This window comes from Litoribacter populi, from assembly GCF_007483685.1.
Taxonomy (GTDB): domain Bacteria; phylum Bacteroidota; class Bacteroidia; order Cytophagales; family Cyclobacteriaceae; genus Litoribacter; species Litoribacter populi.
Genome location: NZ_VMKN01000001.1, coordinates 3,453,279 through 3,475,634 on the forward strand (window position 1 = coordinate 3,453,279; position 22,356 = coordinate 3,475,634).

Consider the following 22,356-nt stretch of genomic DNA (forward strand, 5'->3'; position numbering starts at 1 on the left):
TGAACATGATAAAAAATATATTGATTGTAGAGGATGATGTGGTTTTCTGCAAACTTCTGACAAGGTTTTTGACCAAAAACAACTATACCACCAATGATGCTCAATCGGCCAAACAAGCTTTTGAACTTTTGAAAGAACATACCTTTGACCTGGCTATTTTGGATTATAGACTGCCTGATGAAAATGGGTTGAGTATTTTGGAAAGCATAAAAGAAAACAATAAAGTAAGCAAAGTTATCTTAATCACCCGCTATGGTGACCAAGAGGTTGCCAACAAGGCTATTGACCTTGGAGCAGATGCCTATGTGAGCAAACCTATCAATCCGGATGAATTGCTTGAGGTAATAAAAAACTTATAAAAAAAAGAGCGGCCAATTGGCCGCTCTTTTTTTATAATCCACTTTCGATTCCCAAATCTATATCAAAGTCAACTTGGACTGACTTTTTACCATCTACGGAAAGAATGTAACTGAAAACCTTAGCATCTCTATTGATGATCATGGACCAAGTTGCATTTTTGGATCGTGGTAACATTTCGCCAGTTTCCTCGTCAGCTGGGAAATGAACTTCCCAGGCAGTACTTTCGGAGGAAGCAACTCCACCATAGTTGGTGATATCATCCGGAGTGCCGTCCTCATGCCTATGGTCATGCTTCAATTGCAAGCCTTCCTCCATCAGTGATAACACCCAGGTTCTGGACCTGTCCGTTCCCACAATAAATGGAATCTTCACGGTATCTTCAGTACAAGCAGCCACAGTCATTGACAGAGGGTTGCTAGAAAATGGTTCTCTGCCTTCTTCAGGATAGACTAACTTTCCTTCGAAAGTCTTTCCGCACAGTGGCTGAAGGTTTTCCAAAAACATCAAAACTTCTCCTTGGGCAAATGCTCCAGAGGAAATTAATAACAATAAAAATACGCTTGCAATTTTTCTCATAACAAAATGGATAATACTTTAAAATTTAATAAGCTCTCACCACTTTGCCTTCCATGAAGTTGGCAAAGGATTTATTCACTACCCTCATGCCGCCCTCAGTCGGGAAATTGCCGGTAAAATACCAGTCACCCAAATGTTCTGGACAGGCTTTGTTTAGGTTTTCAACTGTTTGATAGATCACTTTTACCTCCGCATTGATAGATGGCGAGGTGATTATCTCCCCTATCTTTTCCGAAACCTGCTCATCTGTAAATGGTGCATACACTTCCTTCACAAAATTATACGGAGAATTGGGCTCAGCCACGCACTTTTCATAGACTTGATCCAAGATGTGGGACTTGCCATGATCTCTCAGAAGTTCAAGGGTAGCTCTAAATGCGATAAATTCACGCATTTTGGACATATCAATACCGTAACAATCCGGAAAGCGGATCTGAGGAGCAGAGGACACGATGATAATTCTCTTTGGTTGAAGCCTATCTAGGGTTGTCAAAATGCTTTTCTCAAGGGTGGTTCCCCGAACGATAGAATCATCGATTACTACAATAGTATCAATCCCTGATCGAATTACTCCATAGGTAGTATCATAAACATTGGAAACCATCTCATCACGCTCGCTGTCGCTAGTGATAAAAGTCCGCAACTTGACATCTTTACTCACTAGCTTTTCTACCCGTGGGCGGAAATGCAATAGATCCTCGACATCTCCTATATGTGGTTTTCCTTCAAGCAGCACTTCTCTCCTTTTGGCACTTAGATAATCTTCCAAACCTTCAATCATACCCAAAAAGGCAGTTTCTGCTGTATTTGGGATATAACTAAACACCGTATTTTTGAGATCGAAGTCAATTGCCTTCAGAATTTGGGGAATCAAAAGTTTTCCCAAGTTTTTCCGTTCAGAATAAATATCCGGATCCGTTCCTCTAGAGAAATAAATGCGTTCAAATGAACAGGAAGTTTTAACTCTAGGCGGGGTAATTTCAAACTCGCCATAGGAACCATCCTTGTTTATAATCAAAGCATTCCCAGGCTGTATTTCCTTGATTTCCTTATAATCTATATTGAAAGCTGTTTTGATGGCTGGCTTTTCCGAAGCGATTACCACAATCTCATCATCGGCATAATAGTAGGCGGGCCTGATGCCTGATGGATCACGTACCACAAAACTCGCCCCGTTGCCAATGATGCCAGCCATGGCATAACCCCCATCAAAATCCCTACAGGATCTTCTAAGGATACGGGCCACATCAAGCTCACGTTCAATAACGCCCGTAATTTCTTGATTGGAATAATCCTTCTTATACTTATCAAATATCCGCTGGTTTTCTTCATCCACAAAGTGGCCGATTTTCTCCATGACGGTTACGGTATCAGTCTTTTCCTTTGGATGCTGACCTAATTCAACCAACCTCCCGAAAAGCTCCTCCACATTAGTCATATTGAAGTTGCCCGCCATGACTAGGTTACGGCTTCTCCAATTGTTCTGCCTTAGAAAAGGGTGGCAGGTTTCAATGCTGTTTTCACCATGGGTACCATAGCGCAAGTGTCCCAACCAAACTTCGCCACTGAAGGCAACATTATTTTTGAGCCAATCTCCATCCGTTTCAACGCCCTCACCACCTATTTTGTAGGCTTTTTTGAATTTCTTGGAAATTTTCCCAAAAATCTCATTGACAGCCTGGGGCTGCACCGAGCGGTACCGACTGATATATCGGGTACCTGGGGCTGTGTCGATTTTGATATTGGCAAGGCCGGCGCCATCCTGTCCTCGGTTGATTTGCTTTTGCATGAGCACATACAAGCGGTTTGCCGCATACATAGGGGAGCCGTACTTATCGATGTAGTATTGGAGTGGTTTGCGAAGCCTTAGCATGGCTATCCCGCATTCGTGTTTGATCTGGTCACTCATTGGGTGTAGCTAGATTTTATACAAGAAGTTGCAAATGTAAATGATTTTTACTGTAAACCTGATACGATCAGGCGATATGGTAACTTATAATTGGCGATTATAATTCAACTGTGCTATTCTGATTTAAATATTTTAACAGGTAAGGGAAGTCAATTTTGAGACTGTTAAAGAATTTTGGATGAAATTTATAATTTTGCAAAAAAAAAGAAACCCTTGAACTCACGCGTTCAAGGGCTATTGCAAGCAAAGAGTTAAGATTTATTTTACATTTCAAAAGTATCAAATTTTAGACCAAAATGAAAATTATCAAAGCGATTTATACCCTTTATGCTTTACTATTGTTTTGGATTTTCATGATCATTTTCGCCCCATTTATTTTCATACCGCTGTTGTTATCAAATAATTGGGGACACATCACCTTTTTCTTCATACGCTGCTGGGCAATCGTGTGGTCTTTTCTTATTGGGATCAAATTCCGTATCCATGGAATGGAGCATATTGAAGCCGATAAGCCATATATTTACATTTTTAATCATACTTCATATCTAGACGCCCCTACTATTCCAATGGCCATACCACATGAGATTCGCGCTCTTGGCAAAAAAGAACTTTCTAAAATCCCCCTATTTGGCTTCATGATCAGCAAAATTGCTGTTTGGGTTGACAGACAAAGCCCCGAATCAAGGAAAGAAAGTATCGTCAGACTTAGAAAAGTATTGAATTCGGGTGTCAGTGTGGTAGTAGCGCCTGAGGGAACCCGAAACTCTAATGATTCCTTGATGCCTTTCCAAAATGGTGCGTTCAGATTATCTGTGGAGACTGGGGTTCCAATAATGCCTATGGCAGTGATCGGAGCAGGAAAACTTATGGGAAAAGATTCCCTGTTGATGAGGCCTGGTACCATCGATGTGTATTTTTCCAAGCCTATCGTCCCCACAGTGACCCACGAAGAAGGAATTGCCCAATTAAAAGCCAAATCTTATAATAGGCTGGAAGCGATGATTTTGACCCACGAATAAACTGTACCTAGTATTTTCCCCAACATGTGGACACCGTACCCATTTTTTTATTGAAAAGTTCTGTATTATTCTCAAAAACGGCATATTTTTTTCTGGCACAATTGGTGACTAATATAACGAAACGGATAAAAAGTATGAAAAAGCTAATCGTGATATTATGTATGGCAATTGGTTTCGTATTTATGATCCTTCTAACCTATTTGAAGTTTCAAAATTTCGAACACAATAACTTTCAATATGAAGATTCAGATAGTGCACTTTATACCATGAAGCAAACTATGGAATATGAATAGATAGCGACCCTAAACAAACACCGATATGAAAAAACTGTTTTATCTACCCTTATTTTGGCTATTGGCCTTATCCTCCTGTCAGGGAAATATTTCAAACCCTGATTTTATCAAAGCAGGTTTCGGTGCAGATTCGGATTCCTCACAACAAGTGGGAACGGCTGATATTTATGAGGACAAGCTACTGACACAGTTGCCAACTTCTATAGTTAACAAGATTGAAAATGACAGAAGGCTTCGCTATATGGAGCTTAATAATATAATAAAGTATAAGGTCCAAGATACACTGATCTATGACCTGACCTTCAACAGCTATGGAGGAAACTGGACCAAGTCGGTGAAGTTTGACCAAAAAGGAAATAAAATAAATCATTAACCACTTAATTAAATACCATAAAACTATGAAAAAAGGATTGTTAGTACTCGCCCTTTGTGGATTTGCCTTTGTCGGTGTACAGGCACAAACCACTACCCCTCCTACTGAGCCACAGACGGAGATTAATCAAGACAGAGTTAAAATCGCTCCGGATGATCTTCCTCAAGCAGTAAGAAATTCCATCAGTGAAAAAGATGATGTGAGAGACCTTAGAATCACCGAAGCTTATCAGGTGACCAACATGGAAGGTGAACTTCATTATGAGGTACATTTTGATAAAGAAGGTGAGGCGGTATCTAAGAAATATGATGCCCAAGGCAATGAAGTAAGAGAAGACTAAACCAAATACTCATAATTTCTGTTTAAATTGGCATCGGTAGAAATACTGATGCCATTTTATTTTTGCTAATTTCACAACTTAGTAAAAAGACCACCCGAATATGCACTTATGAAAAGAATCCTTTTGATAGAAGATGACCTCACCTATTCAAAAATCATTAAAAATTTTTTAGAACGAAATCAATATGCTGTTCAGTCTATCCAAAAAGTATCGGAGGCCATACATGCCATTGAGAAAAACACACCTCACCTAATCATAACTGATTATCGGCTACCAGATGGGACGGGTATGGAGATTTTGGAAAAAATAATCGACTCCCAATTAGCCGTTCCCGTGATTTTGATCACAAATTATTCCGATATACGCACGGCAGTGAAAACCATGAAAATGGGGGCTTTTGAATATATTACCAAGCCTGTAAACCCTGATGAGTTGTTGGCAACCGTAAAAGAAGCCTTCAAGCAAAAGAGTAAAAAGAAAGTACCTACCGAAGCTCCCTCCTCGCCAAAAACGCAACTTGCACACGGGGACCATTATGTCACCGGAACTACTGACGCTTCTAAAAAGCTGGAGGATTATATTGATTTGGTGGCACCTACAGATATGAGTGTAATCGTTTTGGGAGAAAGCGGGACGGGTAAGGAGTATATTTCCAAAAGAATTCACCAAAAGTCTAGCCGTATGGACGGTCCATTTGTCGCTATTGACTGTGGTGCTTTGTCCAAAGAATTAGCGGCGAGTGAATTGTTCGGCCATGTGAAAGGAGCCTTTACGGGCGCCTTTGATCACAAAGTAGGCAATTTTGAAAGTGCTAAAGGTGGAACCATTTTTCTAGATGAGATCGGCAACTTAAGCTATGATGTCCAAATAAAACTTCTACGAGCAATCCAAGAACGGAAGATCCGTAAAGTGGGGGGCAATAATGATATTGCTATTGATGTACGAATTATCGTGGCAACGAATGAGGACTTAATTGAGGCATCTAGAAGGGGAGAGTTTAGGGAGGATCTATATCACAGGTTGAATGAATTTAGCATCCAAGCCATCCCTTTACGGGATAGAGGGGCAGAGTTATTTGACTTTGCACACAATTTTCTTGAGGAAAGCAATACTTACCTTAATAAATCAGTATCCGGATTTTCGGAGGAAGTGAAGGAAATATTTAAGACTTACAGCTGGCCTGGAAATCTTCGTGAATTAAAAAACATTGTAAAACGCGCGGTTTTATTGACCGGAAAGGGACTTGTAGAAAAAGAGGTGCTCCCTATCCAGCTGATGTTGCCGGAAAATTCTTCGCAGGAAACCGGTGCCGCTAAGGATCTGAAAAGCAGTTTTGAGGAGAAAGAGAAAAGCTTGATAATTCAGACCTTGGAAGAGGTAAAATTCAACAAGTCCAAAGCTGCCAAAATTCTAAATATGGATCGTAAAACTCTTTACAACAAAATCGAAAAGTATAATATCTCTTCCTAACCTGCGGAAGAGATATTTTCTTTTTTCTGAATTTCTTCCAGAACTACAAAGGTCCTTTCCACCAATTCTCTAACCATTTCCTCAATCTCTAAGGTTTCTTCCTGCTTGATGGTAATTTCGATATTTTTTGCCAGATCGGCAGTATTGATTTTTAACTGTCCTAACCTACTAGAGAGCTTATGGGCAATTTCCATGACTGCTTGATATTCCTTTAAGTCAGATAGGCGCTGTATATCAATAAGATTGCTATAAGTTTCTTCATAAAACTCCTGAACAACTTCCTGCAGCAATTCCTCATCCCCCATGCAGAACCTTTCTAAGTCGCTGAGTGAATAAGAGCTGTTTCCAGCCTCGTTTTGTGGTGCTTTTTCTTCCATTTTAGTTGGTTCAATATTAAGATAAGTAGCAATTTTTTCCACTAAGCTTGCTTCTTTGAAAGGCTTGAGTAAAATCCCATCAAAACCATGATTGCTCAGTCTGTCCTTTTCATCGGCAAATACATTTGCCGTCACCGCTAATATGGGCAGATTGTCATAGTGATAGTTTTCTTTCAACAGGTTCAGAACCTGATAACCACTAACTTCGGGCATTTGAATATCAAGAAGCGCTATATCAAAAGGCTCCTTCACGAAATTATCCCTAAAATCCACCCCCCCTATATAAGTTGATACTTTAGCCCCGTTGCTTTCAAGAAGAAGTTTGGCAAACTTAATCCCTATAGGATCATCATCAACTAACAAAACCCTTATGTCTTTTATGGAGTACGTCAGTTCTGCATCAATATCATGGCTATCATCCACCGCATCGGTCAATGGAACAGGCAATTCCACATAAAAAGCTGTACCGCTACCCAAATCACTTTCAAAAGAAATCTCCCCTTCCTGCAGATCCACCATTTTTTTGACAATGGATAGGCCTAATCCCGTTCCTCCAAATTTCCTAGTGATTGAACTATCGCCCTGATTAAATTCCGTAAAAATATTATCTTTTACCTCCTTAGTCATCCCCATGCCGCTGTCAATTACAGCAAGTCTTAGCTTCCCCCCATCATAATTGACATTGACCTTGATCATGCCTTTGTCGGTAAACTTATAAGCGTTACTGATCAGGTTATTCATAATTTGGTTAATCCGTAGCTCATCTCCAACCAGCCATTTATCACGGGGCAAATCAACATCCCACACAAACCGAACCCCTTTTTCCTTTATTTTTAGTTCAAAGAAATCTTTGATATTTCTAAAAAGCTGATGAGGATTAAATGGTTCGGGATGAAATGTGATCTTTCCAGCCTCGAGCTTAGAAAGGTCTAAAATGTCGTTTACAATTGAGGAAAGCGTTTGGGAAGCAAAGCCAACCATTTTGACATAACTCGCCTGATCACTGTTCAAGGAGGTCTTCTTTAGGGCCTCATTGTACCCCTGTATAGCATGAAGTGGATTCCGTATTTCATGGCTCATGTTAGCCAGAAAATATTGCTTTGCCTTGGCTAAGTTGTCTGAACGCCTTTTAGCCTCCTCCAACCGGGTTCTGTAATCTTGTGCCTTATTAATCTCAGAAAGTATGCTATAAATAAATGCAGTAGACCCAATCACCCCAATCACAATTAATATGATAAGCAAAATGGAAACCTTGAAGGTCAATTCATATGCATCATCATTTTGCGACCTAGCCTCCGCTAATACCTCCTGCTGAAGGGTAGAGATTACTGTTTGGATATCCGCTATAATGATTTTGTTTTTCTCTACTAGGTCAAATTCCAATGCTGCCAATTGGGACCTAAGCCTTTGTTCCTCCGTGTTGATGTCCAAGATCGTATTTCGAACCGCATACAGGATTGAATCCGACTGAGTTTGATTCATACGTGCGGGGGTGGTATCTCCACGTGCAGGATTAATGTTGAGAGTGGACAGCAACTGCCGCAAATTAGATCTCTCCTGAGCTGACAGCAATTCATTTACTCCAGCTGTAGTATCCCTCCTTATCCTACGTGGCGGCAAAGTATCACCCTCTGCCCGGCCAGTGTCCGGAAGGACCCTCCGAGTAGAAGGTTGATTAAGTTTAATCCTACCAATAGTCTGAAGTCGATTTATTTCTTCCTGTCGGCGGATTTTGGTTTCAATATTCTTCAACGCTTCGGAGCTGAAATTCCTGTTTATGAGGTTAAATTTTACCTCATCCAATCCGTTGTGAACTAATAATAATTCGTTTACATTAAAACTGATTTTTTTGAGTTGCTCTACTTCGGTGCTATCAGAAGCATACTCTTCTAGCTGAAGTAGCCTCTCTTCGATTTTTTGAAGATAATTACTCCCATTTTGGGTATCCTCCTCCACACGGCCCTGGGCCCTGTCCAGCTGATAAATATCAGCCAATAGACCATTAAGGTGACGCAACCTCTCGCTAGGTTCGGCTAAGGCCTCCACTGTATCCAGGAGCTTACGGACAGAAAAATAAGTAACCATACTTACTCCCACTATCAGTACAAGCGCCAATACAAATCCGGCAATTACCCTTGCCCTAGTTTTATAGGAATTATGTGAAGTATCCAAGTTGCTTGTTTAGAATTTATATCCCAATATTTATACCATTGCTATTCCTCTGAGTCATATACGTTTTCGGTAACCATTTCAAAAACGTTATAGATCACATACATGCTCAACGGCAGTGAGACCAATAATCCCAACAACGCAGGTAGGGCGGCCACCACGTTTAAAACCAACAACACCAAAAACAGTATAAAAAATTTCCACCAGCGCTTATGAATCAGTTTTCGACTTAATTCTAGGGACTGCCAAAAGTCAGTTCCTGCAAAAATGGCAATCAGAAATGAGAACATGTATCCAACCAAGAGGTACATTCCGGGTATAATCAAGACCATTATCCCCAAAGCTACCAGGACCTGCCCTACGAGATTGATCAAAACCAGTGTAATGTAATATTGAAAACCCTGGAAAAAATCTGGATAAACCACCCCTTCCCCTTGACTGATTTTGTTGGCCACGAGAAAAAACCCTCCTACCAACGCCGGGAAAAGAAAAATACTATAAACCAATGTCAATTCGGGTACATAAGTGGCCACCAGAAGCTGCACCGACAAAATCAACAAACTATATGCCACAGAATTGATGGCATTTTGGGAAAACATCTCCCAAGCTTTTCTGAATGCAATTTCAATATCAAAGTCATAGCCCTTTTCCAAGAGCTTTTCAATACTTTTCTTTTCCATTTGTAGAAAATGACAAATGCACAGAAAAAATTTCTGTGCATTTGGGTAAGTGTGTTTTTATTTAAATTACTTGGTAGCTGCTTCTAGTATATCATGCTTGGTAATGATGTGGATCTGATCAAGGTGATCTCTTACCAAAACAGCCTTCTCTCTTTCTACCAAAGATGAAAGCACATCCAAGGTACTATCCAATGCGACAAATTTCATCGCATTTTCCATTACTTCAGACACCTGTGCATCCTTTAACTGTGGATTATCTATTAACTTATTGAGCAACTTACTATCAGTAAGGCTGCCCACTACATTTCCTTCTTCAACGACTGGAATCTGGGAAACACCTTTTTTATTCATCAACTGTATGGCAGATCGAACGCTGTCATCTTTTTTAATCACCGAGAGTTCAAAAGAACCATTTCGGCCGGATATGATGTCTCTTGCAGTGGAGTAACTTTTATCTTCAAGGAAACCATGATTGCGCATCCATTCATCATTATATACCTTGCCCAAGTAACGGGTACCGTGATCGGGAAGGATAATAACCATTCTATCGCCCTCTTTTAAATTCTCCTTAGCATATTCCAAAGCCCCGTGTACGGCTGATCCGCACGACCAGCCCACAAAAAGACCTTCCTCACGGGAAAGTCTACGGGTCATCACTGCCGAATCCTTGTCCGTCACTTTGATGAAATGGTCTATTACAGAGAAATCAACATTTTTGGGAAGGATGTCTTCTCCGATACCTTCAGTAAGGTATGGGTATACTTCTTTCTCATCAAAAACGCCTGTTTCCTTATATTTCTTGAATACAGAACCATAAGTATCAATTCCTACAGTTACAATATCGGGATTTTGTTCTTTCAGATACTTAGCAGTACCTGACATGGATCCACCTGTTCCCACTCCAGCTGCATAATGGGTGATTTTTCCTTCAGTGTCATTCCAGATTTCCGGCCCAGTAGTCTCGTAGTGAGCCTTCCAGTTGGACTGGTTATCATACTGGTTTGGGTAGAAAGAATTTGGGATATCCTCATTGAGCTTTTTGGCAACAGAATAATACGACCTAGGATCTTCTGGAGAAACGTTTGTAGGACAAACGATCACTTCAGCTCCAACAGCCTTTAAAATATCTATCTTTTCCTTAGATTGCTTATCGGCCATGGTAAAGATACATTTGTAACCCTTGGCGATGGCGGCCAAGGCCAAGCCCATCCCTGTGTTTCCACTGGTCCCTTCGATGATGGTTCCACCCGGTTTTAGGATACCTTCCTTCTCCGCATCCTCCACCATTTTGATGGCCATACGGTCCTTCATGGAGTTGCCAGGGTTGAAATATTCAACCTTTACCAGGATTTCACCCTTGATTCCGGCATTTACCTTATTAAGTCTGACCATAGGCGTGTTGCCGATGGTTTCGATAATGGAATTATAAATCATTTTTTAAAATCTTCTTTGCCTGCAATTTACAAATTTTTTCTAAACCAAAAGGGCAATTAATACGGAAATTTCCAAACAAAATTTCAAAAACCCACCCCAATTCTAACCCAACATCAATCTACTAAATCAAGTTCTTAATAAATAATTTATTATTTTATAAACTATCTTTTTTGCTTTTCGGCTTCGCAAATTCTCTACTTAAAACTAAAAACAAGTAAATCTTAAAAGATCAAGGGTTGAATAGCCAATTCCTATCTTTTTTATAAGGTTTTTTTTACTAATATTGCTGCATTATAAAAAGGATTAATAGTTCTCAATTTGAAGTTTTTACAAATACTTTGTCTCTTTAATTTATTGTATTTCAGTGGCAATAAAGCTATCGCTCAAGATGAGGCGATAAAAGACCTTTATAAATTTTATCAGGATTACATCAGCGACACGAGAGGAAGCAGCTGCCCCATGTACCCAAGTTGCTCTAAGTACTCGATCTCCTCATTTCAGAATCACGGCGCTTTAATTGGCTGGTTTAATACAGCCGACAGGCTGATGAGATGCGGTCATGAACATTCTTATTATCCGATGTCTATTGTGGGTAATCAAGCTAAATTGCTAGACCCAGTAGTTGTTGGGGAGTTAGATAGTTTGAAATTAGGTCGGCCTTCGAAAAGATTTGGGAAAAATTTGGAATTTTTCAGGCAAAAAAATGACACAACATTTTTCCTCAGCCTAATTAATGAAGGATTATATGAGTCCGCGATAACCGAATATCAAAGAATGAAACACTTCGGAGAGAGCCAACCTCCCTCCCTGATCTTGGAGTACAACTACTATTCGAGCTTAGCAGCTCTTGGAGAATATGAAAAGATCATTTACGATTTTGAATTTAAGCTCAATCCTGAGCTTAAGACCCATCCCTTGATCTTATTGGAGGTCGGGGAATCATGGTATCATTTAAATAACTACCCTGAAGCCTTAACATACGCTTCAAAAATTCCCGCCTCGTCCTCTTTCTCTAATAACGCCAAGTTGTTTGGAGGATATGTGCTAGCACATCAGGACAACTATGATGAAGCTATAAATAAATTTAATCAAGTAGACACGGAATACGCTTACTATGATTTTGCTTCCCAGAATACCCGTGTAGTTGAAGATATTGCTAAACTCAAAAAGAAAAGTCCAGCTCTCGCAGGAGCTTTAGGAATTATCCCAGGTGCTGGGTACTTATATACTGGTCATCGAACTACAGCCATCAGCTCTCTTTTACTTAATTCGCTTTTTGCATACGCTACCTACACAAGCTTTAAAACCGAAAATTACGGCATGGGCATTCTCACGGGAGTGTTTTCTGCATCATTCTATATAGGCAATATTACTGGAGGAGCTAAATCCGCCCATAGATACAACCAGGCTAAAAAAGATCAACTTAAAAGAAAATTAATGTACTCAACAAATAAATAATTTAATCCCAAATAATGTAATATGATACAGAATATCTACAATTCAAGATTGATTCGGACAACGTGTTTTCTAATGATCGTTTCCATACTTACCATGTCTTTTTCAACTAAAGGCTATCAGGAAGTAACCCTTTCTTCAGGAACCATTATTCCTTTAGAGAATGCAAATGAGATAAATTCAGCTACTCTGACCGCGGGTCAGACCTTAGATTTTTTTGTAAGACAAGACATCAAGGTTGAGGGTCAAACAGTGGTAAAAAGAGGTGCTCTTGCCAGAGGTCAGGTTTTGAGAGTTCAAAGAGCCAAAGGTCTCGGAAAAGAAGGGTTTGTAGAGGTTGAAATCAGATCTGTTGAAGCAGTTGATGGTTCAGAAATACTTCTTACAGGCGGTAGACTTACTGAAGAGGGAGACGACCGACAAGTTGCAGCAATAGCACTAGGTGTTTTGGTATGTATTTTATTCTTAACTATGAAAGGCAAGAATGCAGTAATACCAAAAGGTTATGCTGTTGACGCTAGAGTAGCCAACGATATTCAAATCGCTGTCCAATAATCATACTTCCGAGTACATTAATTAAGTCCGCTCTCCCAGAGCGGACTTTTTTATTTCGCCCCAGCCAAAAGATAAAGCACGGCCATTCTTACCGCCACTCCATTTTCAACCTGATGCAAGATGATTGAATGCTCGCTGTCAGCCACGTCAGAATTCAATTCCACTCCCCTATTGATTGGGCCTGGGTGCATGATTACTATTTCCTTATCTAGCCTGTCTAGCATTTTTCGGTTGATACCATAATAAAGGCTGTATTCCCGTAGAGAAGGAAAATATTTGATCTGCTGCCTTTCCAATTGTATCCGCAGAACGTTTGCCACATCGCACCACTCCAGTGCTTTTTGGACATCGTATTCCACCTTCACCCCGAGGCTTGCAATATGCTTGGGCAAAAGCGTAATCGGGCCGCAAACCATCACTTCAGCCCCAAGTTTCTGCAAGCAAAAGATATTGGAAAGGGCAACCCTTGAGTGCAGGATATCTCCAATAATAGCAACTTTTTTCCCCGCTACATCTCCAAGCTTTTCCTTGATGGAATAGGCGTCCAAAAGTGCTTGGGTGGGATGTTCATGAGTGCCATCGCCTGCATTGACGATATTGGCATTAATGTTACGCGAAAGGAAATGTGCAGCTCCCGGGCTGCTGTGTCTCATGACCACCATGTCCACTTTCATGGACAGGATGTTGTTGACGGTATCTATGAGGGTTTCCCCTTTCTTTACACTACTGTTGCTGGAGGAAAAGTTGACAACATCCGCAGAAAGCCTTTTTTCGGCAAGCTCAAATGAAAGCTTGGTTCTGGTGGAATTTTCGAAAAAGATATTGGCGATTGTGATATCCCTGAGGGAAGGTACTTTTTTGATCGGCCGGTTTATGACCTCTTTGAAATTTTGAGCGGTGTCAAAGATGGTATGAATATCTTGCTCAGTGATATCCTTGATTCCTAACAGGTGTCTGGTACTCAGCTGTGACATGTTTAGCTTTTATCTTTTTCTGTAATCCAAATGGCATCCTGCTCAAATCCCTTATCTTTCCATTCCACGCTCACATGCTGGCTTTCCAAGGTATTGACCTGCCTTCCAAAATAATCAGGTTTGATGGGATAATCCCGGGTATATTTTCTGTCGATAAGAATCATCAATTCTACTTTTTGCGGCCTTCCAAAAGCAATCATGGCATCCATGGCTGCCCTCACGGAACGGCCTTTGTAAAGCACATCATCAACAAGAACTACTTTTTTGCCTTCTATTAAAAAATCGATTTTGGTTTCGTTGGCTGTCAGCGGTAAGTCCCTTCTTCTAAAATCATCTCTGTGAAAGGTGGCGTCCAAATAACCGAAAGGCACTTTCACTCCACTTATTTCCTCCAAAAGGGCTACTAACTTGTCCAAAACTATAGGCCCCCGAGGCTGTAAGCCTAAAAATACCGTATTATCAAAGTCATCATGGTTCTCAATCAGCTGATGGCAAAAACGCCGCAAAATGATTGCAATCTGATTGTGGTCAAGGACAAGTCTTTTTTGCATAGCTCTAATTTGGATACAAATATATCCTGCTTTTTACAAGGATACAAACTGGGTGGGTTCTATGCACAAAAAAAGGCTCAAGTACTGCTCAAGCCATTTTTATCAATAAACCCAAAATTCAAATATGCATCTTTAAATGTTTTAACCTATAAGATTGCCATCATTATCCCATTGAGCCACTACTCCCCGTTGGTCAGGTTTGAGGTATAGGTCTGCTAGTTTTGGATCATAGGAAACCTTATACTTTTCTAGGACATGCTCTGGAACCCCATCCCATACATTGGGCCTATTGCCCACATATCCTAAATCATCAAAGCCAATCTTGGAAGTAAAATATCCTGTAGTAGTTAAATCTCTCAATAAGTTGAAAAATTTCACGCCGTTTATAACTTCCGGGGTCGCTTTGTCTGGATAGGCTATTTCATCGATGATAGATATGCGTTCATTTCCTGATAGCTCCATAAATATCTTATCAAACCTATCCAAGGCATGATTGTCAAGCCAACTCAGTCCTCCACGCATACGTGTTTGGTAAGCGGGTATATCTTTTACCATAAACTCAATGAAATCAGGCACACCTGCATCGAGTGCGCTCCCAGAGTCTTCGTCGGCTGGAATGATGACCTCTACTAAATAATTGAGCTTTTCTACCTCCTTTTCAGTAAAAAAGGTTTCTGAAAGCAACTTTTTGTCAATGGCAATCTCTTCTGGACTCCTACCTGAGGTAGAAAATCCTGCATTCACAGGAACCTCTTCGACTGCACTTTCCTCGACACTACAGCCAGCCAGTAAAAAACCTGAAGCTCCGGTAAAGAGCAGTTTTAAATTTTCTCTTCTATTCATCACCTATCCCTTATGATTAAATATTCTTTTTCTTCAATTGATCAACTATATAATCGGAAGTCCTCCATGCCAAAGCAAGTATAGTCCAAGTGGGGTTTTTATCAGCTTGCGATACAAATGGCCCACCATCCACGACAAAAAGATTCTTGCAGTCATGCGCCTGGCAATTACTGTTTAAAACCGAGGAAGCCGGATCATTCCCCATCCGGGTGGTACCCACCTCATGAATAATCCTACCCGGCGCATGTAGGCCGTACTGGGATTCCTTGCCTGGTTTGGCACCCAACAGCTTCCCACCCATTCCTAACAGAATTTCCTCAAAGGTTTCATGCATATGCTTGGCTTGCTTAAGCTCTTGGTCAGTCCAATTATAATTGAATTTCAATACCGGAATACCATATTTGTCCACGGTTGTTTGATCAATTTCGCAATAATTATCATACTGAGGGACACTTTCACCTCTGCCTGACATACCAACAGTGGTACCGTAAAACCTTTTGATATCCTTTTTCAATCCGGTCCCGTAACCTCCATTTGGACTTGGGCTTCCAAATTCATCTTTGATATGACTTCTCAAAGTGTCCATGCCCGTTCCAAATCCATAGGAAGGCATTCCCATACCACCCCAAAATTCAATATGGTACCCGCGCGCAAAATCGAGCTTTTTGTTGTCGAGCCACCAAGGTGTATAGACGTGCATTCCGCCTGTACCGTCCTCATTGTAGCGATCCCTATCTACCAGGTCAGGTATGACAGCCATGCGGTCCGCCCCAGTGGAGTCATGAAGATACCTACCTACCATTCCACTCTGGTTACCCAATCCATCGGGGTGGGTTTTAGATTTAGAATTGAGCATGATTCTGGCAGACTCACATGCAGAAGCGCCCAGGACTACCACTCGGGATTTAAGTTTATATTCCTTCAAATCCATCTTGCTCACGAAGGAAACCCCAGTGGCATCCCCCCTATCGTTGGTAGTTACCTTACGCACCATAGAATTGGTAAAAAGGTCCACTTTGCCTTTTTTCATAGCAGGCTTGACAAGGCAGGTTCCTGAGGAGAAATCTGCATACGCCTGACAGGCCCTATTACATTGGTTGCAGAAAAAACAAACCCCACGTTCATTGTTAATTGGTCTAGTGAGCACCGATAAGCGAGAAGGAATAACTGGGATGTTAACTTTGTCTGCACTTTTCTTGATCAACAATTCATGTAGTCTTGGCTTTGGAGGCGGTAGAAAAAACCCATCAGGTTCATTATAAATACCCTCTTTTGTTCCGAATACTCCTATCAACTTGTCAACTTTATCATAATAGGGCTTGAGGTCATCATAACCAATTGGCCAATCATCTCCCAACCCATCTATACTGCTTCTTTTGAAATCATTTGGCCCAAACCGGAGGGAGATCCGTCCCCAGTGGTTGGTACGACCACCTAACATTCTGGACCTAAACCAATCGAACCGTGTCCCGGTATTTCTGGTGTATGGTTCGCCTTCGATATCCCAGCCCCCTATGGCCGCATCAAAATCACCGAATGGGCGAATAGTGCCCGCTCCTCTTCTGGGCGATTCCCAAGGAAACCTTAACTGGGTCCGATGTTCTTCCTTAGCAGGATCAAAATCGCCTCCTGCCTCTACTACAGCTATTGAAAATCCGGCCTCTGAAAGAATCTTGGAAGCCATCCCACCACCAGCTCCAGAACCCACGATGATAACATCGTATTCCTGCGCTGATTCTTTAATCTGAAAACTCATAGGGTACTTGGGTTATGGTTTATTGGATCCTACCATTTATAAGAGGACCCACGCATTAATCTCCACGACTAAAACGATTTATTAGCAACAAATATGTTTAATACTTCTGCTATTTCAAACATAAATTCTAAAAATTTATCTAAATGAGTGATAAATGGCTTTTTCAGGTTTAAAAGACAGATTCCTGCTAGATAATTAAGGGTTTCGACTAAAGTCTTCCTTATAATTTTTGATTAAAGGTTTGTGATAATTTAAAATTTTTATGTAGTATAGCTGTCACAAATCCATTTAATCAACTGAAAATAAACTTGTTTTGATCTCAATCCACCTCAAAATCTATAAAATAGCTAAAACCTTTCAGGTATTGGAAAGCTCTTTTTTAACCATTTATGGAAATCGATTGCGATGACATAAAATTAATAATTATCTATCATTGCTAAAACAATTTAGTTTAACCCAAAGTAAATGACATGAACACAAAACTACTCCCTCCTCCACTTCAGCGAAAAATCCCTGTATGGAGGTTTCTCCGTAATTCCATGATCATGGGCGTTTCAATATTACCCATGCATGCAGCCTTGGCTAGCGAGCCAAATATTTCTCAACCTTTAGAAGTTATAATCGACAAGCAACAAGATGAAATCCTAATCAGGGGAACTGTAAGAGATGAGTTCGGCGAGACTCTTCCAGGGGTTTCTATTATGGTAAAAGGAACATCTTTGGGAACCGTCACTGATATTGACGGTAATTTCACATTAGAAGTACCTTCAGAAACGTCGATATTGGTTTTTAGCTTTGTCGGCTTGGAAAGTAAGGAAATCCAAGTAGGCAACGAGACTAATATTGAAGTTGTGCTAAATCAAGGTACAAGTGCTTTGGATGAGGTAGTAGTGGTAGGTTATGGTAGCCAACGAAAATCTGACCTTACCGGATCTGTGGGAACAGTGGGATCTGAAGATCTGCTTCGCGAACCTGTGGGAAATGTACTTCAAGGCCTAAAAGGCAAAGTGGCTGGTGTAAATGTAAGCCTTAACTCAGGTTCACCTACTAGTAGCCCACGAGTAATTATAAGAGGCTTAGGAACTGTAAATGCCTCTTCGGACCCTCTCTATGTAGTTGATGGAGTGGTAATGGAAGACATTAGATTCATGAACCCAAATGACATAGAAAGCTTGGAGGTTTTGAAAGATGCCTCCGCTACTGCGATTTATGGTTCCAGAGGGGCTAATGGAGTAATATTGATCACGACCAGGAGAGGCACTAAAACCGATGGAATCGTCGTAGGTTATGAGGGATTTGTAAATGTTGGAGTTTTACCTACCCGCATGGACATGATGAATTCAGAGGAATATTTGGAAGTGGTGGAAAGAGGTTTTGCTAATCACCCTCAATATTCGGGCAGCACCCCTCCAGTATTTAGCAGAGAGGATCCTAGGCTTTTTGATAGTAACGGAAATCCTTTGTATGATACAGATTGGCAAAAAGAAGCCACTCGAACGGCACTTTCGCATAATCACCAGATATCCATTCAGCAAGGGGGCGACAGAAGTTCAGTTGGTGCTTTTGTCAACTATTCTAGAATGGAAGGTATTATGCTTAATAGCTGGATGGAAAGAATTAATGGAAAAATCACCTATGATGCAACACCAAAAGACTGGATTTCAATTGGGATGAACCTAATGGTTAACCATACCAAGGAAAATGAGGTCGAAGAAGGCGGTGGCGGTCAATTTCCTAGACGGACCATGCTGGAAATGCCCCCCATTTTTCCCGTTCAGTTTCCCGATGGCACATGGAGCAACTCTTCCATGATTAGCGACCCCTATAATATAGAACCTATGGCCAACCCTGTCCATGTTTTGAGCACTCAGGACCGTCTAAGAAACCGTACTCAGATATTTGGAAACACACATGTTACTTTTCATTTAGCTCCAGGTTTGGATTTAAGAACGCAGTTTGGCTTTGACGTTCATGACAGGAAATTTCAAGATTACGGCCCGACGGACTTAATCAACATCTCAGCACCACTAGGCTATGCTTCCATCAATAACCAAAGAAGCACTTACTGGCAAGAGGAAACTTATTTGACTTACAACAAAGACTTTGGTGATCATAGGATCAATGCTGTGTTGGGATTGAGCTGGCAAGGAAGAACCTTTGAGGGGAATTTTGTAGAAGCGAGAGGTTTTTCTGATGACTTTTTCAGGTTCAACCGAATTCAGGCGGCCAGCCAGCCGGAAGCCCCTCAGTCCAATTTCAACAACTGGACCATGAACTCTTATTTCTTAAGAGGTAGCTATACACTAAAAGACCGCTATTTATTGACCTTAACCGGAAGAATTGATGGTTCATCTAGATTTGGAGATAACAATAAATATGGCGTATTCCCTTCAGCCGGACTAGGCTGGATATTAAGCAATGAATCCTTTATGGAAAATGCAACCGGAATTGATGAACTGAAAATTAGGTCAAGCTTCGGAATCACGGGGAACACCGAAATCCCAATGTATCAATCTCTTGGCACGGTAAGTTCTGGAACAGTCCTTTTAGATGGCTCTAGAGCCTCACACAGCTTTATCAATAGACTACCAAACCCTGACCTAGGCTGGGAAAGAACAAACCAATTTGATGTAGGTTTTGATATGGGTTTATTCAATAGAAGATTAACACTTGGTTTTGACTACTATTATAAATTGACCTCCGATCTGCTCTTGGATAGACCTGTGCCTTACCATACTGGATTTTCCGGAGTAAGGGATAACATAGGCTCTATTTCCAATAGAGGTATTGAATTTTTGGCAACCGGTTACCCAATTAACAGACCGGATTTCCATTGGGAAACCACTATAAACTTCAATTACAACATCAATAGAATTGAATCACTCGGTGAAAATAATGAAGACATATTTCCTGGTCCAAACTGGGTATCCGGTTCACAGACGATCCTGAGAGTGGGTGAGCCTTTGAGTTCCTTCTGGGGCTTCCAAAGATTGGGCACTTGGGGTACCGATGAGGTAGCTGAAGCCGCCGCAGTCGGAAGAGTACCTGGAGAGGCCAAGAGGTCTGAGGACCCAACTATAATTGGCAACGGTCTACCAGATTGGACTGGCTCTTGGATTAACAATGTACGCTACAAAAACTGGGATTTCAGTCTTGAACTTCAGTTCGTGTACGGAGTAGATGTATTGCAGCAGTTTTTGCACTCCGTAGAAGACAGAACTGGTATAGCAAACACACTTAGAACTTCCCTGTATGACAGTTGGACTCCAGAAAACCAAAACACCAATGTGCAGCAGATCAGAAATGCCGCCTATTCTGGACAGAACAGTGAGATTGATGACCATTGGGTGGCTGACGGTTCATATATAAGAGGTAATCTTATTTCATTGGGTTATACCTTTGACAGAGAGCTGGTATCTAGATTCAACATGAATAACTTGAGAGTGTATACTAGCGTCCAAAACGCATTCTTACTCACAAGTAGCGATTTCCAGGGGTTTGACCCTGAATCTTCCTCATGGGCAGGAAACCAATGGGGCCAGAATATCTTCTTTTTCCAATACCCAAGACCTAGAACTTTCACGCTAGGAGTAAGTGTACAATTCTAAAATTTGATCAAAATGAAAAAGTATATATATACCATACTGATAGCAGGCATCTGCTCTTCCTGTTCGGATTTTCTCCAGGAAGTGCCAAGGGATGAAATGTCCTCAGAGCAGTTTTTTACCATTCCGCAGCATGCTCATGATGCTGTCAATTCTCTTTACCGCAACGGAGCTCCACAAATTGTCAATTCTGCCGCCTCCTACGGAGGGTCAAGGGCCATGTTGGGCAATTATATGTCAGGTTATTTTGACAATGAGTACCGAGGGCAGGAACCACATGTACAGCACACTCAGCAATTGACCTTAAACGGCGTTAATCTTGCTACCTATTTAGGGAATACCTGGGCTGATCTTTATAGAGGGATTGCACGAGCCAATAATGCAATTAAATACATTCCGGATGTAGAGGGACTTCCAGCTGACGAAGCAGCGACCCTGCTTGCAGAAGCAAGATTTTTCAGAGCTTTCTCGTATTTCTATTTGGTCAAAATGTTTGGGCCAGTTCCGCTAGTAGAAGAACCTTACGAATCATTGGAAAACCTCTATCTTGAAAGAGCTCCTATTGACCAAGTCTATGCTTTGATCACTGCTGATTTGGAATTTGCAGTTAATGAAGGGGGCCTTTCCCAATCCAGCATGGCTAACAATGGCAATAGAATCTCTCAAGGGACTGCGGAAAGCCTACTGGCAGATGTTTACCTCACCATGAGCGGCTACCCTTTACAGCAAGATAATTTTCAGAATGCAGCTTCCATGGCTAGAAATGTCATCAACAGCGGGAGTTATGCACTTATAGACCATGATCGGGATGCCGAGGGAAATGTCATTCCCGCCAACAGTGCATTTAATAAGATCAGAAGAGCAAGTGTATCTCCAACCGAATACATTTATTTTGTTGAATACACCGTTGGCATCGCCAACAACACCTACCCTGTATATACCATGCCAGTGTCTGTAACTTCAGAGGCTGCATACGGGGTTACAAATGGCGCTTACCAACCTTCCACAAGGTTATTGAATGGATATGACCCTGAAAATGATTTGAGGGTTCAGGAAAAGCAATATTTTCATTCCTCTTATACCAACAATCAAGGCAACACCTTTACCTTCGAAACGGCCCCTTACATGTGGCATGATGAAACTGCCATCCGTGAAACAGCCGCATCCGGAAAAGATGTCGCAGTGTATAGATATGCAGACATTCTTTTAATTGGAGCAGAGGCTATTGCCCAATCTGAGGGAGTAAGTGATGAAGCTGTGAGGTACCTAGCCGATGTAAGATCTCGGGCCTACCCTACTATTGAAAGGGGAGAAATAGAAGCTGAACTACGTTCCCTATCTACACAAGAATTCATTCAAGAAGTCTGGAAGGAAAAATTCAGGGAACAAGTTTTTGAATTCCACCTTTGGTCTGACATACAGAGGACGCGCCAATACCCAATCACGGAAGAGGGTGGCGTTATCAATTATGTGGACGTGATCGGTCAGCCAAACGGTTGGGGAAGAACCTTTGCAGAAACGCATCTTCTTTTTCCAATACCGGAAACCGAATTGCAGAGAAACCCAGCTTTGACACAAAATCAAGGATATTAAAACCTATATTAAACCTACAATTAC

General features: G+C 41.2%; 18 protein-coding genes. 9 read left to right on the forward strand and 9 right to left on the reverse strand.

What is annotated here, in order from left to right; all coding sequences use genetic code 11:
• The first annotated feature begins 5 nt into the window (after window positions 1-5).
• The gene (locus FPL27_RS14980) at window positions 6-359 is read left to right on the forward strand and encodes a response regulator (protein ID WP_143961859.1); all 354 of its coding nucleotides are present in this window, start codon (window positions 6-8) and stop codon (window positions 357-359) included.
• Between the two features lie 31 nt (window positions 360-390).
• Here the strand turns inward: FPL27_RS14980 and FPL27_RS14985 are convergent, their stop codons facing one another.
• Together FPL27_RS14985 and FPL27_RS14990 are read right to left on the reverse strand one after the other, a co-directional pair.
• The gene (locus FPL27_RS14985; protein ID WP_143961860.1) at window positions 391-936 is read right to left on the reverse strand and encodes a hypothetical protein; all 546 of its coding nucleotides are present in this window, start codon (window positions 934-936) and stop codon (window positions 391-393) included.
• Between the two features lie 25 nt (window positions 937-961).
• Window positions 962-2,845, reverse strand: coding sequence for an amidophosphoribosyltransferase (locus FPL27_RS14990; protein ID WP_143961861.1), 1,884 nt, complete (start codon window positions 2,843-2,845; stop codon window positions 962-964).
• 296 nt (window positions 2,846-3,141) lie between these two features.
• Between FPL27_RS14990 and FPL27_RS14995 the strand changes: the two genes are divergently transcribed.
• From FPL27_RS14995 to FPL27_RS15010, 4 genes are all read left to right on the forward strand, one after another.
• Window positions 3,142-3,864 carry a lysophospholipid acyltransferase family protein gene (locus FPL27_RS14995; RefSeq protein ID WP_143961862.1) on the forward strand — a complete coding sequence of 241 codons (723 nt, stop codon included), beginning with the start codon at window positions 3,142-3,144 and terminating at the stop codon, window positions 3,862-3,864.
• 318 nt (window positions 3,865-4,182) lie between these two features.
• On the forward strand, window positions 4,183-4,530 hold the full coding sequence (locus FPL27_RS15000; protein WP_143961863.1) for a hypothetical protein: 348 nt from the start codon (window positions 4,183-4,185) through the stop codon (window positions 4,528-4,530).
• 25 nt (window positions 4,531-4,555) lie between these two features.
• Complete coding sequence (locus FPL27_RS15005) at window positions 4,556-4,870, forward strand: hypothetical protein (protein ID WP_143961864.1); 315 nt, start codon at window positions 4,556-4,558, stop codon at window positions 4,868-4,870.
• Between the two features lie 108 nt (window positions 4,871-4,978).
• Window positions 4,979-6,340, forward strand: coding sequence for a sigma-54-dependent transcriptional regulator (locus tag FPL27_RS15010; protein ID WP_143961865.1), 1,362 nt, complete (start codon window positions 4,979-4,981; stop codon window positions 6,338-6,340).
• Here the strand turns inward: FPL27_RS15010 and FPL27_RS15015 are convergent.
• The 3 genes from FPL27_RS15015 to FPL27_RS15025 form a co-directional block, all read right to left on the reverse strand.
• Window positions 6,337-8,889, reverse strand: coding sequence for an ATP-binding protein (locus tag FPL27_RS15015; protein ID WP_143961866.1), 2,553 nt, complete (start codon window positions 8,887-8,889; stop codon window positions 6,337-6,339). The genes FPL27_RS15010 and FPL27_RS15015 overlap by 4 nt on opposite strands.
• 41 nt (window positions 8,890-8,930) lie before the next feature.
• The gene (locus FPL27_RS15020; protein WP_143961867.1) at window positions 8,931-9,566 is read right to left on the reverse strand and encodes a hypothetical protein; all 636 of its coding nucleotides are present in this window, start codon (window positions 9,564-9,566) and stop codon (window positions 8,931-8,933) included.
• 66 nt (window positions 9,567-9,632) lie between these two features.
• The gene (locus FPL27_RS15025; protein WP_143961868.1) at window positions 9,633-11,000 is read right to left on the reverse strand and encodes a cystathionine beta-synthase; all 1,368 of its coding nucleotides are present in this window, start codon (window positions 10,998-11,000) and stop codon (window positions 9,633-9,635) included.
• Window positions 11,001-11,318: 318 nt separating this feature from the next.
• Between FPL27_RS15025 and yidD the strand changes: the two genes are divergently transcribed.
• Window positions 11,319-12,458, forward strand: coding sequence for a membrane protein insertion efficiency factor YidD (gene yidD, locus FPL27_RS15030; RefSeq protein WP_221936604.1), 1,140 nt, complete (start codon window positions 11,319-11,321; stop codon window positions 12,456-12,458).
• Window positions 12,459-12,530: 72 nt separating this feature from the next.
• The gene (locus FPL27_RS15035) at window positions 12,531-13,010 is read left to right on the forward strand and encodes a hypothetical protein (protein ID WP_185974387.1); all 480 of its coding nucleotides are present in this window, start codon (window positions 12,531-12,533) and stop codon (window positions 13,008-13,010) included.
• 50 nt (window positions 13,011-13,060) lie between these two features.
• Here FPL27_RS15035 and FPL27_RS15040 read toward each other — a convergent pair whose 3' ends face one another.
• From FPL27_RS15040 to FPL27_RS15055, 4 genes are all read right to left on the reverse strand, one after another.
• Complete coding sequence (locus FPL27_RS15040) at window positions 13,061-13,984, reverse strand: aspartate carbamoyltransferase catalytic subunit (RefSeq protein WP_143961870.1); 924 nt, start codon at window positions 13,982-13,984, stop codon at window positions 13,061-13,063.
• 2 nt (window positions 13,985-13,986) lie between these two features.
• Window positions 13,987-14,535 carry a bifunctional pyr operon transcriptional regulator/uracil phosphoribosyltransferase PyrR gene (gene pyrR, locus FPL27_RS15045; protein ID WP_143961871.1) on the reverse strand — a complete coding sequence of 183 codons (549 nt, stop codon included), beginning with the start codon at window positions 14,533-14,535 and terminating at the stop codon, window positions 13,987-13,989.
• 141 nt (window positions 14,536-14,676) lie between these two features.
• On the reverse strand, window positions 14,677-15,378 hold the full coding sequence (locus FPL27_RS15050) for a gluconate 2-dehydrogenase subunit 3 family protein (RefSeq protein WP_143961872.1): 702 nt from the start codon (window positions 15,376-15,378) through the stop codon (window positions 14,677-14,679).
• 16 nt (window positions 15,379-15,394) lie between these two features.
• The gene (locus FPL27_RS15055) at window positions 15,395-17,134 is read right to left on the reverse strand and encodes a GMC oxidoreductase (RefSeq protein ID WP_143961873.1); all 1,740 of its coding nucleotides are present in this window, start codon (window positions 17,132-17,134) and stop codon (window positions 15,395-15,397) included.
• A gap of 470 nt (window positions 17,135-17,604) precedes the next feature.
• Here FPL27_RS15055 and FPL27_RS15060 point away from each other — a divergent pair, with 470 nt between their 5' ends.
• Entirely contained in the window at window positions 17,605-20,742 is a 3,138-nt protein-coding gene (locus FPL27_RS15060) for a SusC/RagA family TonB-linked outer membrane protein (RefSeq protein WP_221936605.1), read from the forward strand.
• Window positions 20,743-20,754: 12 nt separating this feature from the next.
• Window positions 20,755-22,332: a RagB/SusD family nutrient uptake outer membrane protein gene (locus tag FPL27_RS15065; protein WP_143961874.1), complete on the forward strand. Its 1,578-nt coding sequence runs from the start codon at window positions 20,755-20,757 to the stop codon at window positions 22,330-22,332.
• Window positions 22,333-22,356: the final 24 nt, after the last annotated feature.

Bases quoted from the DNA above. Each gene is read 5' to 3' on its own strand.
- FPL27_RS14980 (WP_143961859.1), top strand. From the start codon at position 6: ATGATAAAAAATATATTGATTGTAGAGGATGATGTGGTTTTCTGCAAA.
- FPL27_RS14985 (WP_143961860.1), bottom strand. From the start codon at position 936: ATGAGAAAAATTGCAAGCGTATTTTTATTGTTATTAATTTCCTCTGGA.
- FPL27_RS14990 (WP_143961861.1), bottom strand. From the start codon at position 2,845: ATGAGTGACCAGATCAAACACGAATGCGGGATAGCCATGCTAAGGCTT.
- FPL27_RS14995 (WP_143961862.1), top strand. From the start codon at position 3,142: ATGAAAATTATCAAAGCGATTTATACCCTTTATGCTTTACTATTGTTT.
- FPL27_RS15000 (WP_143961863.1), top strand. From the start codon at position 4,183: ATGAAAAAACTGTTTTATCTACCCTTATTTTGGCTATTGGCCTTATCC.
- FPL27_RS15005 (WP_143961864.1), top strand. From the start codon at position 4,556: ATGAAAAAAGGATTGTTAGTACTCGCCCTTTGTGGATTTGCCTTTGTC.
- FPL27_RS15010 (WP_143961865.1), top strand. From the start codon at position 4,979: ATGAAAAGAATCCTTTTGATAGAAGATGACCTCACCTATTCAAAAATC.
- FPL27_RS15020 (WP_143961867.1), bottom strand. From the start codon at position 9,566: ATGGAAAAGAAAAGTATTGAAAAGCTCTTGGAAAAGGGCTATGACTTT.
- FPL27_RS15025 (WP_143961868.1), bottom strand. From the start codon at position 11,000: ATGATTTATAATTCCATTATCGAAACCATCGGCAACACGCCTATGGTC.
- FPL27_RS15035 (WP_185974387.1), top strand. From the start codon at position 12,531: ATGATCGTTTCCATACTTACCATGTCTTTTTCAACTAAAGGCTATCAG.
- FPL27_RS15040 (WP_143961870.1), bottom strand. From the start codon at position 13,984: ATGTCACAGCTGAGTACCAGACACCTGTTAGGAATCAAGGATATCACT.
- pyrR (WP_143961871.1), bottom strand. From the start codon at position 14,535: ATGCAAAAAAGACTTGTCCTTGACCACAATCAGATTGCAATCATTTTG.
- FPL27_RS15050 (WP_143961872.1), bottom strand. From the start codon at position 15,378: ATGAATAGAAGAGAAAATTTAAAACTGCTCTTTACCGGAGCTTCAGGT.
- FPL27_RS15055 (WP_143961873.1), bottom strand. From the start codon at position 17,134: ATGAGTTTTCAGATTAAAGAATCAGCGCAGGAATACGATGTTATCATC.
- FPL27_RS15060 (WP_221936605.1), top strand. From the start codon at position 17,605: ATGAACACAAAACTACTCCCTCCTCCACTTCAGCGAAAAATCCCTGTA.
- FPL27_RS15065 (WP_143961874.1), top strand. From the start codon at position 20,755: ATGAAAAAGTATATATATACCATACTGATAGCAGGCATCTGCTCTTCC.